The organism is Mesorhizobium loti (genome assembly GCA_014189435.1).
GTDB classification, from domain to species: domain Bacteria; phylum Pseudomonadota; class Alphaproteobacteria; order Rhizobiales; family Rhizobiaceae; genus Mesorhizobium; species Mesorhizobium loti_G.
Genome location: CP050293.1, coordinates 6542896 through 6555431 on the forward strand (window position 1 = coordinate 6542896; position 12536 = coordinate 6555431).

Sequence of the window (12536 nt, forward strand, 5' to 3'; positions counted from 1 at the left end):
GCTTTTGCTCAGCTCCAGTACCAAGACCTTTGCTATCTGCTGTGTTTGGCGCCTACGAGAGTCCCCCTCCCCCTTGTGGGGAGGGGTTAGGGGGTGGGGGTCCCTCTTCGTCAGAATCCTTATGTGATCAACTTGAGAGCGGGGACAACAGCTAATGTTCCGCCTTGAAGCCCGCGCCAGCACGCCCGCCTGGTTCAACCTTGCGCTGCCGCTGCTGGCGATCGGCGCAACGCTTGTCCTGTGCAGCGGCCTCATCGCGCTGGCCGGCGCCGGCGTGCTTGAAGCCTACGGCGTGATGTTCACCGCCTCGCTGGGCGACAGCTACGCGATCACCGAGACGATGGTGCGCGCCGCGCCGATGATCTTCACCGGGCTGGCGGTGGCCGTCGCCTTCCGGGCAAAATTCTGGAACATCGGCGCCGAAGGGCAATTGCTGGCCGGTGCGGTGGCCAGCTGCTTTGTCGGCGCCATCCCCATGCCCGGACCGCTCGCCATGGTGTTGATGGCGTTGGCGGGTGCTGCGGCAGGAGCCGCGGTCGCGCTGGTGCCGGCGACGCTCAGAGTCAAATTCAAGGTCGACGATGTCGTCAGTTCGCTGCTGCTCAACTCGGTCATCTACTACGCGCTGATGGCGCTGATCGAAGGACCGTGGAAGGACTCCTTCAGCGGCTATCCGATCTCGCCGCCGATCGAGGATTCGGCCAATTTCCCGGTGCTGCTCGAAGGCACGCGGCTGCACCTCGGCGTCGTTGTGGCGCTGCTCGCGGCACCGCTGATCTGGTTCCTGATCGTGCGTACCACGCTTGGCTTCCGGATCAGGGTCACCGGCGAAAACCCGGAAGCGGCTAGATATGGCGGCATCAATGTCGAGCGCGTGCTGATCTCGACGGCGCTGCTGTCCGGTGCGCTGGCGGGGCTCGCCGGCGTCGGCGAGGTCGGCGGCGTGCATTTCCAGGTGATGAGCGACATCTCGCCGGGCTACGGCTATTCCGGCATCGTCGTTGCCATGCTGGCGCGGCTCAACCCGCTTGGCGTGGTGCCGGCGGCGATCTTCCTGGCCGCCGTGATGACCGGCGCCGAGGCGATGTCGCGGGCGACCGGTGTGCCGGCGTTCCTCAGCGACGTCATCCAGGGCACCGCATTGCTCGCCATGCTGGTGGCGCTGCTGTTCACCGCCTATCGCATCCGTCGCGTCGGGGCTGCCCGATGAGCGCGGTGTTCGAACAGATCTTTCAGGTCGGTTTTTTGGCCGCGATCATCCGCATCGCCACGCCGCTGGCTTTCGCGACGCTCGGCGAAATGTTCTCGGAACGCGCCGGCGTGCTCAATCTCGGCATCGAAGGCATCATGCTTTTGTCGGCGATGACCGGCTTCACCGCCGCCAGCCTCAGCGGCAGCCTGTGGCTCGGCGTGGTGGCGGCTGTGCTGACCGGCATGCTGATGGGCGCGCTGCATGCGCTGTTCACGGTGGTGCTCGGCCTCAGCCAGCATGTCTGCGGCATCGGCGTGACGCTGTTCTCGTCGGGCCTCGCCTATTTCCTCTACCGGCTGATCTTCGGCCAGCAGTCGGTGCCGCCCAACATCAAGGGTTTTCAGACACTACCGATCCCGGTCCTCTCCGACATTCCGGTGCTCGGGCCGGCGGTGTTCAACCAGTTTGCGCTGGTCTACATGGCGATCCTGGCCATTCCGATCGCGGCCTTCGTGCTCTACCGCACGCCATGGGGCCTGTCGGTGCGCATGGTCGGCGAGAACCCACGCGCCGCCGATTCGGCCGGCGTCAGTGTCATTGCCACGCGCTTCCAGGCGGTTGTCCTCGGCGGCGCGCTGATGGGGCTGGCCGGCGCCTTCCTGTCGATGGCGCAGTTCAACGCCTTCACCTTCGGCGTCGTGTCCGGGCGCGGCTGGGTGGCGATCGCGCTGGTCGTCTTCGGCCGCTGGGATCCGTGGCGCTCGGCGGGGGCTGCACTGCTGTTCGCCTTCGTCGATGCCTTGCAGCTGCGCATGCAGGCAAGCGGCCTCGGACATATCCCCTATGAGGCGTTTCTGATGCTGCCGTTCATCTTCACCATCGTCGCCATGGCGGTGATGTCGCGCAATGCGGTGGCGCCCTCGGCGCTGCTCAAGCCGTTTCGGCGCGAGGAGCGGTAGCAAAGCTTGGGTTCCTCGCCCCGCAAAGCGGGGAGAGGTGGCCGCGAAGTGGTCGGAGAGGGGCCTGCGACGCTGGCGAGTTGTCGCCGAAGCACGGCAAGGTCGAGCCATTCCCCCTCTCCGTCTCGGCTTCGCCGAGCCACCTCTCCCCCACATTCGTGGGGGCGAGGAACCCGCATCCTGCCAAGTTCGCGCCTTCTTTGAGCGCCTCACATCGCCGTAAAGCCGTTGTCGACGAACAGATGCGTGCCGTTGACGAAGCTCGACTCGTCGCTGGCCAGGTAAAGTGCCGCCCTTGCCACCTCTTCCGGCTCGCCGATGCGGCCCTGCTGCGCGGCAAGTGCCGCGTCCGAGACATCGACGCCGAGCCTGCCGAGGTCGGCGACCTCGCGCAGGCCGTGCGGCGTTCGGATGAAGCCGGGGCAGACCGCGTTGCAGCGGATGTTGCGGTCGCGGAACTCGACGGCGATGGCGCGCGCGAACATGTGGCAGGCGCCCTTGGTGGTATCGTAGAGCACCTCCATCGGCGTCGCCGCCACCGCCGAGATCGACGAGGTGCAGACGATCGAGCCGCCGCCCGCCGCGATCATGCCGGGCAGCACGGCGCGCGTCATCAGGAACATCGAGCGCACATTGACGGCATGCAACCAGTCCCATTCCTGCACCGTCGTCTCCAGGAAGGGTTTGATCACGATGGTGCCGGCGTGGTTGAACAGCACGGTGACCGGCCCCAATTTGTCGATCGCCCCTTTCACCGCCGCCTGAACCTGAGCCTCGTCGGAGACGTCGGCGACAAAGTGCTCGGCGACATGGCCCCGCGCGCGGATCGTGGCGGCGGTCGCTGCGGCGGCCTCGCCGTTGCGGTCGATGATCGCCACCTTGGCGCCTTCCGCAGCGAACAGCTCCGAGGCGGCCCCACCCATTCCCGTCGCGCCGCCCGAAATGATGGCGACCTTGCCGGCCAGTCTTGTGCCCATTTTTCTGTCCCCTGTTTGACGATTTCTCTTTGCTGGTTGGGCGATGCTACCGCGCCCGCGCCGGGCGGCCAATCCACGAATTGGGTGCAGCGGCGATAGGGCCATAGGTCCATTCCGACGCAGAGGCGAAACGGACGTGCCATGCCGATCGATCGTTCGGATGCGTCTTCTCAGCAAGTGACTGCCAATTTTGAGCCGCGCAGGAGAAAATTATTCTGCCCAAGGTCGAAAAATAGCAATCGACAAAGTCTACAAGTTTTATAGATTAACAGGCGAGACGGAGGCCGATATGTCCTATATCCAGAACGCCCAGACGGATCGCAACGGCCAGAGGCTGGCCAATGCCCAGGCCTTTCGCCCGGCCTATGCCGGTGCCTTCGCCTATCTCGTCTTTGCCCTTGCGTTTGTGTTCACCGGGGCCGTTGTTCTGGGTCTTATTCCCTGAGTCGTCAGATCGACCGGGGTTAGCTGCCCCACCGCTTACAGGCAATCGGAGTTGAATGAACCGAATCCTCGGTGCGCTTTCGCGCGCCCGACACAACGGAGGAGATGGCAATGCCGATCGAGTTCACGCATGTTCCCGGCAAGACCGCCGACGCCGCAGTACCCTTTTTCTACGACTTTGCCGAGACCGCGACCAAGCTCGGGCTGATCGAGGACGGAGGCTTCCGCAAGATCGTCGTCGATGATTCGGCCGGGTTGCTGACCAACATGGATCTTGCCACCCAGGTGCTGGATCGCACCTCGTCGCTGGAAGTCGTCCTTACCCATTGGGCAGGCGTGATCGACCCGACAGTGGCGGCGCGGCAGCTGGCTGCCATCGATGCCAAGAGCGGCGGCCGGCTGGCGCTGAGGATGCTCAGCGAGCCGCTGAGCGACGACGATGCCGAAACACGGCCGGTCGGGCATACCGTCATCTGGCAGCGCATCGACGAATATCTGGTGCTGCTCAAGCGGTTGTGGTCGAACGACCGACCGTTCGACCATGAAGGCGCGTTCTACAGCATCAAGGGCGGCTACGTGCCGCGCAAGGGTCCGCACGGCGCCGACCTGATCATCCGCATGGGCGGGCAATCCGGAACAGCGCTCAGGGTGGCCGGCCGGCATGCCGATGTCTTCGAACTGGCGCCGGGCTCGATCGACGAGGTTCGGCAGCTGATGGAGCGGGTGCGCGGTGCCGCCGCCGAGCACGGCCGCGCGGGCAAGCTGCGCTTTGCGCTTCCAGTCAGGATTCACCAGGGCGCTTCCGCCACCGGCCACAAGGCGGTCGACCTTTCCGGGCCACCGGCTCAGGCCGCCCTGTCGCTGCTTGCCTATGCGGCTCTGGGAATCGATGAATTCATGATCGTCGGCGTCGACACGCCGCGCGAGATCGCGACGGTCGGCCGGGAAACGATCGCCCTGCTGCGCAATTCGCTGGCGCGTCGCGAGGCAGACGCATTCCAACCCGGGGCGTATGCGCCTCGCGCAGGTCTCGAGACGCGCGCAGCGGGCTGAGGTCCTTCAGCCTTTTGTTGCTTCAGGCCTGTCGCCAAGCCGCGACAGGCCTTCGATAACAGCGCTCGAATCCGTCAGCGCGCCGAAGACGCCGTCTTCCACCGTCACCATGTGAAGCGCGGCTTCGTGGGCCTTCTGATCGCCGCTGGCGCAGGCATCGGAAATCGTCAGGCATTGGAAATTCCGGTCGCAGGCCTCGCGCAGCGTGGTGTGGACGCAGACATCCGTGGTGCATCCGGAAAACATGAGATGCGTGATGCCTTGCGCGCGCAGCACCTGTTCGAAATCCGTATAGGTGAAGGCGCTGTTGCAGGTCTTGTCGACGATGATGTCGTGCGGCGCGACGTCGATCTCCGGAACGATCTGGAATCCCTGGCCCGAGCGCAGCAGGATTTCGGTGCCGTCGAGCCCGGAGCGCTTGCGGCGCCATTTTTCGTAAGGCGTCATGTCGGCCATGTCGGCGCGATAACCCTGCCTGGTGTGGATGATCCTGACGCCCGCCTTGCGGGCGGCTGATATCAGCCGGCTTACGGTCGGCAGGATCGCCCTGAGCGGCGAGGGGTCATAGCCCTTCCTGGCGAAATAGCCTGTCGTCGACAGGAAATCCTGCTGCAGGTCGATGACGATCAGCGCGGTGTTTTCGGCCACCAGTCTGCCGTCATAAGGGAAGTCGAAGGGCGTCGCCTTGATCATTTTTGGCTCCCGGTTTTCAACCGGCACTTGTTTGCTTTGACGCAATTCCGGACGGACAACCGTTTCACACTTTCCCTGGAATTGCTCCAGCGGTTTCGTATCAGCGCGACGACACCAGATGCTGGGCGTCGTGCAGCCGGCGGTAGATGCCGCCGGCATGGAGCAGTTCGCTGTGCGAGCCCTGCTCGACGACGCCCGACTCCGAGACGACGACGATGCGGTCGGCGCCACGGATCGTCGCCAGCCGGTGCGCGATGACCAGCGTGGTTCGGCCCTCGGCAAGCTCGGCCAGAGACTTCTGGATTTCGCGCTCGGTCTCAGTGTCGAGCGCCGAGGTCGCCTCGTCGAGGATCAGGATCGGCGGGTTCTTCAGGAACATGCGGGCGATCGCCAACCGCTGCTTCTGGCCGCCGGACAGTTTGACGCCGCGCTCGCCGATGATCGTGTCATAGCCGGCCGGCAGGCCTGATATCATGCCGTCGAGCTGCGCCCGCCGCGCGGCATCGGTGATCGCCTCGTCGGAGGCGCCGAGCCGGCCATAGGCGATGTTTTCGCGGATCGAGCCGCCGAACAGGAACACATCCTGCTGGACGATGCCGATCTGGCCGCGCAGCGAGGCGAGCGTCATGTCCCTGATATCCATGCCGTCGATGCTGATCCGACCGGCGCTGACCTCGTAGAAACGCGGCAGCAGCGAGCAGATGGTGGTCTTGCCGGCGCCGGACGGGCCGACGAAGGCGACGGTTTCGCCGGCGTGGATGGTGAGATCTATGTCTTTCAGCACCGGCTTGCCGTCGCCATAGCCGAAGCTTACGCCGCGATATTCGATGTCGCCCTTGAGGCTGTCCACGGTCACGGCATCAGGGCGGTCGGCGATGTCGGGTTCGGTGTCGAGCAGCTCGGTGTAGCGGCGGAAGCCGGCAATGCCTTTCGGATAGGTCTCGATCACCGAGTTGATCTTCTCGATCGGCCGCACGAAGACGCCGACCAGGAGCAGGAAGCCGACGAAGCCGCCATTGCTCAAGCCCCCTGATATGACGAGATAGCTGCCGGCGATCATGACCACGAGCTGGATCAGCCTTATGCCCATATAATTCAGCGAATTCGAGGCAGACATGATGCGGTAGGCGTCGAGCTTGGTCTGGCGGTAGCGCTGGTTGTCATGCGCGAACAACGCGCGCTCATGTTCCTCATTGGCGAAGGCCTGGACGACACGCATGCCGCCGACATTCTCCTCGATGCGGACGTTGAAATCGCCGACGCGCCGGTACAGCGCCTGCCAGTTGCGCTCCATGCGGTCGCCATAGCGCATCGTCACCCAGGCGATCAGCGGCACGATCACCGCCGTGATCAGCGCCAGATGCATGTTGACGGTGAACATCAGCACGAAGGCGCCGGCGAAGGTCATGATGGCGATGAACAGGTCCTCGGGACCATGATGGGCGATCTCGCCGATCTCCTCGAGGTCCTTGGTGACACGGCCGACGAGATGGCCGGTCTTATGGTTGTCATAGAAACGGAACGACAGTTTCTGCAGATGGTCGAAGCTCTTGCGCCGCATCTCCGTCTCGATGTTGATGCCGAGCATGTGGCCCCAATAGGTGACGACCGCCATCAGGACGGTGTTGAGCAAATAGATCACCAAGAGGCCGACCGACGCGATGATGATCAAGGTCCAGTCCTGCTGCGGCAGCAGCTGGTCGACGAAGGTGCGGACGGCCATGGGAAAGCCGAGTTCGAGCAGGCCGGCCAGCACCGCGCAGGAGAAGTCGAGCGCGAACAAGCCCTTCCAGGGCGCGTAGTAGGACAGGAAACGTCTGATCATCGAGGTGGACCGCAAGCTGTCTTGACAGGCGCAGTGAGCGCGCCGGCCGTCATCGGTGGGTGCTGCTTACAATCGGCAGCGCAGGGGCTGCAATATGCCAGGGCGGACTTCATTACCTGCCTTTCCACATCAGCGCCATGAAATAGGGACCGCCGACGAAGGCGGCGATCAGGCCGGCGGGCACCTGCCAGGGAAAGATCAGCGTTCGGCCGGCCCAGTCGGCGGCAACGAGGATCAGCCCGCCGGTCACGGCAGAGGCCAGAAGCTGCGGCGCGGCGCGGCGAAAGCCGAGCATGCGGGCGAGATGCGGCGCCATCAGGCCGACGAAGCTGAGCGGACCGATGACCAATGTCGCGGTCGCGGTCGCCAGCGCGGTGAGCGCGAGCAGAATGGCGCGAACCCACCCCAGCCGCAGGCCGAGGCCGCGCGCGACAGTTTCGCCGAGCGGCATGATGTCGAGCCAGCGCGCCGTCAGCGGCGCCAGGGCGAGGACGGCAACCGCGACCATTGCGGCGGTGAAAGCATCATTGGACGTTGCGCGGTAGGTCGATCCTGACAGCCAGGCGAGCAGGAAGTCCATGCGCGGATCGCCGCTGGCCAGAAGCAGCGCTGCGAAGGCGGACGCGACCGTCGCCACGGCGACGCCGGCAAGCAGCAGCCGCTCCGGCGACAGCGCGTTGCGCCGTCCGACCAGCACGACGATCGCCAGCGCCAGCAGGGCGCCCGCCAAGGCAGCGCCGAGCATGGCCGAGCGGTCGAAGCCGTCGCTGAGCAGCAGCAGCGCCAGCACGCCGAAAGAGGCGCCACCGGAAATGCCGAGCACTTCAGGTGCGGCCATCGGGTTGCCGGTCAGGCGTTGCATCAGCGTGCCGGCGACGGCGAGCAGGACGCCCGCCGAGACGGCGACGACGACGCGGGGCGCGCGCAGGGAAAGCAGCCCTGTCAAATCCTCTGATGAGATCCAGTGCCAGCCGCCGGCGCCGCGGCCGAAGCCGATCGCGACAGCAACGACGAGGATCAGCACCAGCAGGCCTGCGAGCAACGGCAGTCCGTTTTTCGACAGGCGCGCGGATGACACGATGTCCGACTGTCCTTCCGGGGCGGTGCGCATCCGTGGCAACAGGAACAGCAGCAGCGGCGCGCCGAGCAAAGCGGTCGCGGTGCCGGCGGGGATTTCCCCGGCGAACGGCAGATGCTGCACCAGCCGGTCGGTGAGCCAGAGCAGCGCGGCGCCGACCAGCGGCGACCAGACCATGCGGTGGTCAACCATGCGCGCGCCGGCCAGCCGCGCCAGCGCCGGGGCGGCGAGCGCCACGAAGCCGATGACGCCGACTTCGGCAACGACCAGCGCGCTGAGGGCGACGGCAACCGCCATGCCGGCAAGCCGGCCGATGGCTGGCCGGGCGCCGAGCGATGCGGCGCCGTCGTCGCTGAGGTCGAGCAGGCGCAGCGGTCGCCAGAGTAGGAACGCAGCGCAGATGCCGGCCAGCAGCCATGGCGCCAGAGCAACGACGGCGGCGTCGCCATTCTGCACCAGCGAGCCGTTCTGCCAGATGAACAGTTCCTCGGTGTATTCGCGGTTGAGCGCCATCAGCAGCGCACCGGCCGAGCCGAAGGTCAGGCTGACGACGAGGCCGGCGATGATGATCGACACCGGCGAGAAGCTGCGCCCGCGCGCCAATGCGAAGACGGCCGATGTGGCGAGCGCGCCGCCGGCCAGCGCCACGCCTTCGCGGCCGCCTTCCAGCAGCCATGGTGCGTAAAGGGTGGCGGCTGCCAGAGCGAGGCTGGCTCCGGCATTGGTGCCGATGGTGGTTGGCTCGGCCAGCGGATTGCGCAGCACATGCTGCATGATGACGCCGGAGAGACCAAGTGCCGCGCCGGCCAGCACACTGACGGCGACGCGCGGCAGGAAGGCATAACGATACAGCAACTGTGCCGGGTCGGACGCGTCGGGAGCGTTGAGCGCCCGCCACCACAGGTCTGTCGGCAGAAGGTGGATTAGATCGAAGACGGTCAGCGCCAGCGCCAGGGCCGCCGGCGCGGCCACCAGCAGGACAAGCGCGCCGATGCCGTTGCGCTGTCGCGGCAGGGGCATTGCCTGGGAGATCATGCCGCTGCCATGAATTCGGCGAAACGCCCGGCGGCGGCAAGACCGCCGAACGGCCAGACCGGCGGGATGGTCCGCACCCGGCCGTTCCGGACGCAAGGCAGATTGGCCCAGAGTGAACTGCGGGCGATCCTGATCCTGATGTGCGGCGGGATCGGGTCGAGCGAGATCAGTTGCGCCTCGCCGACGGCGACCAGTTCCTCGATGCCGACCGTCGAAAAGCCCCATTCATTGGTGGCGCCGGTCCAGGCATTGACGAGGCCGAGCCGGTCGACGACATCCTGCAGCAGGCTGCCCGCGCCGTAGATGCGGACATGGCGGTCGTCGAACATGCTGACGACGCAGAGCGGTTCTTGCGCCGCCCGCTCCAGCGTGGCGCGGGCTTGCGCGATCGAGGCTTCGATGCGCTCGACAAGGTTTTCTGCTTCCGTCCTGCGGCCAAGCATGTCGCCGAGCTGCAGCGTCACCTGTTGCGCTTGCGGGTAGGGTGCGGCCTTGCCGCTGTAGAACGGCACGTTGAAGGTCGGCGCCAGCCTGGTGAAGCTGCTCTCGTCGAGGCCATAGCCATAGGCGCCGACGATCAGGTCGGGCCGCAAATCCCGGAGCAACTCGAGATTGGGTTCGCTGCGTGACCCCAAATCGATGGTGGCTTGCGGCAACGCCGGACCCTGCACCCAGTCGCCATAACCCCTGATGTCGCCGACGGCGAGCGGCGAGAGGCCGAGCGAGACCACCATTTCGGCTGATGTCCATTCCAGGCAGACGATGCGGGCCGGTGCAGCGGCGCGTGCCATGCCGCCCGGCAAAGCGAGACCCGTTGCCGCCAGGCCGGCAAGACATTGGCGCCGTGTCAGCGGCGCGATCCTGGCTCGGCCGGTCACGTCTGCATCACCATGTGTATTTCACCGAGCCGTTGATCCTGCGGCCTTCGCCATAGAAGCAGCCGAAGCCCGAGGAGAAGCAGGAGGCGACGTAGCGCTTGTCGAACAGATTGCTGACATTGAGGCTGAGCGTGGCGTTCTGCCAGGTGTAATGCATCGCCGCATCGGCAAGCACGACGGACGGCACCTTGAAGCTGTTGTCGTCGTCGCCGAAGGTCGAGCCGACGTAGCGGACGCCGGCGCCGAGGCCTAGCCCCTCCAGGCGGCCGCCGCCGATGGTGTAATTCGCCCACAGCGACGCGGAATGCTTCGGCACGCCGAAGGGCGTGTTGCCCTCATTGCTGACCGAACTCCCATTATCATCAACAACAGAGGTCGCCTTGGTGATCCTGGTGTCGAGATAGGTGTAGGCCGCTCTCAGGTCGAGGCCGGAATCGAGGCTGGCGACGGCTTCGAGCTCGATGCCGCGCGAGCGGATCTCGCCGGTCTGGAACATGTCGTCGGGCCGGCCCTCATTGCCGTAGCGCACGACATTCTGCCGGGTCAGGTCAAAGGCCGAGACGGTGACGAAGGAGTTCCAGCCGACGGGCTGGTATTTCAGCCCGATCTCGTACTGCCTGCCGGTCTCGGGCACGAACAAATTGCCGTCGCTGTCGGCTCCGGCCACCGGCTGGAACGATTCGGAGTAGCTGACATAAGGCGCCAGGCCGTTGTCGGCGAGATAGACCAGGCCGGCGCGGCTGGTGAAGGCGTTGTCCTTCTGCGGGGCCAGGAAATCGCCGGCCAGATTGTCGTAGACCTTCGAATCCGACCAATCCTGGCGGCCACCCAGCGTCAGCCGCCAGTTGCCCAGCTTGACCTGGTCCTGCGCATAGAGGCCGACCTGCTGCTGGGTGGTGTCGGTATCGGTGTAGGGCGTCAGACCGGTCACCGGGCTGCCATAGACCGGGTTGAAGATGTCGATCGGATCGACCGTCCCCTCCGAGGCATAGTCGCGGTAGGTGTAGCGCTTGTAGTCGAGACCCATCAGCAGCGTGTGGGCGAGCGGTCCGGTGTCGAAATCGGCCTGCGCCTGGTTGTCGATGGTCACGCCGCTGAGTTTGGTGCCGCCGGCGTCGGCATAACGGGAATAGGCTCCGTAGTCCAAGTCGCCAGGGTTAGCCGCGTCATTCACCAGTCCGCCACCGAAGACGCCTTCCTCGGTGTGGGTGAGATAGACGTAGCGGGCGTGCTGGCGAACCTGCCAGGTCTCGTTGAAACGGTGTTCGAACTCGTAGCCGATCGACGCCTGGTCGTTGTTGTAGGAGTCAAAACCCGGTTCGCCGACAAACCGGCTGTTGGGCAATGTCTGGCCGTTCCTTGCCGGCGTCACCGTGCCTTGCGCCGGCAGATACTGCATCGCCCATCCAGAGCGGTCGCGCTGGTAGTTGGCCAGGATGGTCAGGCTGGTGTCGGCGTCAGGCTGCCAGGTGATCGCCGGGGCGATGAAGATGCGGTCGTCCTTGACGAAGTCGGTCTGCGTATCACCCATATGCGCAGCACCTGTGAGACGAAACAGCAGCGACTTGTCGGCATTGACGGCGCCGCTGAAATCGAACTTCCCTTCATACCGGTTGAAGCTGCCGCCACCGAATTCGACCTCCCGCAGGTTCTCCTCGGTCGGGCGTTTGCTGACATAGTTGATGATACCGCCGGGGCTGGCCTGGCCGTAAAGCACCGACGCAGGTCCGCGCAGCACCTCGTAACGTTCCGCGCCATAGGAATCGAGCGCGGTGAACAGTGTGAAATTGCTCTCCTTGAGCTGCAGCCCGTCCTTGTAGAAGACGCCATTGGCGTTCGAAATGCCACGCAACTGCAGGCCAAGGCCACGATTGTCGGTGCCGTAGAGATTGCCGGTGGCGCCGGGCGTGTAGCGCAGCGCGCTGTTCAGGCTGTCGACGGCCTGCGCTTCCATCTGGTCCTTGGTGATGACTGATATGGACTGCGGCGTCTCGATCAGCGGCGTGTCGGTCTTGGTGCCGGTGGAGCCCTTGGTGGCGACGTAGCCCTTGACCGGTCCAAAGGCGCTCTCGACACGCTCCTGGACGTTGATCGGATCGAGCGTTATCGCCGTGTCCTGGGCCGCTGCATGGCCGCAGCCAAGCAGGGCCGGCAGCGCCACGGTTGCGATCAGCAGGCGCTTGCGCGCAACCCCGTCCTGCCAAAGTGGTCCCCGTCCAGTGATCATTCGGTGCACCCCGTTTTCCGAATTTCGCGCCGATATTGCCGGTCGCGACGATTTGTTGAGTGTTGCAGTCATCTTCAATGTTGACTAGTAAGGTCATGTTTCATAGTCAACCGGGCATCGCTTGCCGAAAGCCGGAATCTGGAAATGCAGGCGGCCGCACTGGAGAAAAGCCATG

The 12536-nt window shown here is 65.1% G+C and carries 10 protein-coding genes; 4 read left to right on the forward strand and 6 right to left on the reverse strand.

The genetic code is table 11. The features are described from left to right. The first annotated feature begins 154 nt into the window (after nucleotides 1-154). Together HB777_31400 and HB777_31405 are read left to right on the forward strand one after the other, a co-directional pair. Entirely contained in the window at nucleotides 155-1210 is a 1056-nt protein-coding gene (locus HB777_31400) for an ABC transporter permease (GenBank protein ID QND68007.1), read from the forward strand. After that, nucleotides 1207-2151 carry an ABC transporter permease gene (locus HB777_31405; protein QND68008.1) on the forward strand — a complete coding sequence of 315 codons (945 nt, stop codon included), beginning with the start codon at nucleotides 1207-1209 and terminating at the stop codon, nucleotides 2149-2151. Before HB777_31400 ends, HB777_31405 begins: the two co-directional genes overlap by 4 nt. A 209-nt stretch (nucleotides 2152-2360) precedes the next feature. Here the strand turns inward: HB777_31405 and HB777_31410 are convergent, their stop codons facing one another. Beyond that, on the reverse strand, nucleotides 2361-3128 hold the full coding sequence (locus tag HB777_31410) for an SDR family oxidoreductase (GenBank protein ID QND68009.1): 768 nt from the start codon (nucleotides 3126-3128) through the stop codon (nucleotides 2361-2363). A 289-nt stretch (nucleotides 3129-3417) separates the two neighbouring features. Here HB777_31410 and HB777_31415 point away from each other — a divergent pair, with 289 nt between their 5' ends. Next, nucleotides 3418-3573 (forward strand): hypothetical protein, encoded by a 156-nt coding sequence (locus HB777_31415; protein QND68010.1) that lies wholly within the window; start codon nucleotides 3418-3420, stop codon nucleotides 3571-3573. A 110-nt stretch (nucleotides 3574-3683) separates the two neighbouring features. Next, the gene (locus HB777_31420; protein ID QND68011.1) at nucleotides 3684-4625 is read left to right on the forward strand and encodes an LLM class flavin-dependent oxidoreductase; all 942 of its coding nucleotides are present in this window, start codon (nucleotides 3684-3686) and stop codon (nucleotides 4623-4625) included. Between the two features lie 6 nt (nucleotides 4626-4631). Here the strand turns inward: HB777_31420 and HB777_31425 are convergent, their stop codons facing one another. The 5 genes from HB777_31425 to HB777_31445 form a co-directional block, all read right to left on the reverse strand. Continuing rightward, nucleotides 4632-5318, reverse strand: coding sequence for a cysteine hydrolase (locus HB777_31425; GenBank protein QND68012.1), 687 nt, complete (start codon nucleotides 5316-5318; stop codon nucleotides 4632-4634). 100 nt (nucleotides 5319-5418) lie between these two features. Continuing rightward, on the reverse strand, nucleotides 5419-7143 hold the full coding sequence (locus HB777_31430) for an ABC transporter ATP-binding protein (protein ID QND68013.1): 1725 nt from the start codon (nucleotides 7141-7143) through the stop codon (nucleotides 5419-5421). Nucleotides 7144-7255: 112 nt separating this feature from the next. Beyond that, nucleotides 7256-9214, reverse strand: a complete 1959-nt coding sequence (fhuB, locus tag HB777_31435; GenBank protein ID QND68970.1) for a Fe(3+)-hydroxamate ABC transporter permease FhuB — start codon at nucleotides 9212-9214, stop codon at nucleotides 7256-7258. Nucleotides 9215-9252: 38 nt separating this feature from the next. Beyond that, entirely contained in the window at nucleotides 9253-10116 is an 864-nt protein-coding gene (locus HB777_31440; protein ID QND68971.1) for an ABC transporter substrate-binding protein, read from the reverse strand. A 25-nt stretch (nucleotides 10117-10141) separates the two neighbouring features. Further along, on the reverse strand, nucleotides 10142-12361 hold the full coding sequence (locus HB777_31445) for a TonB-dependent siderophore receptor (protein QND68014.1): 2220 nt from the start codon (nucleotides 12359-12361) through the stop codon (nucleotides 10142-10144). Nucleotides 12362-12536: the final 175 nt, after the last annotated feature.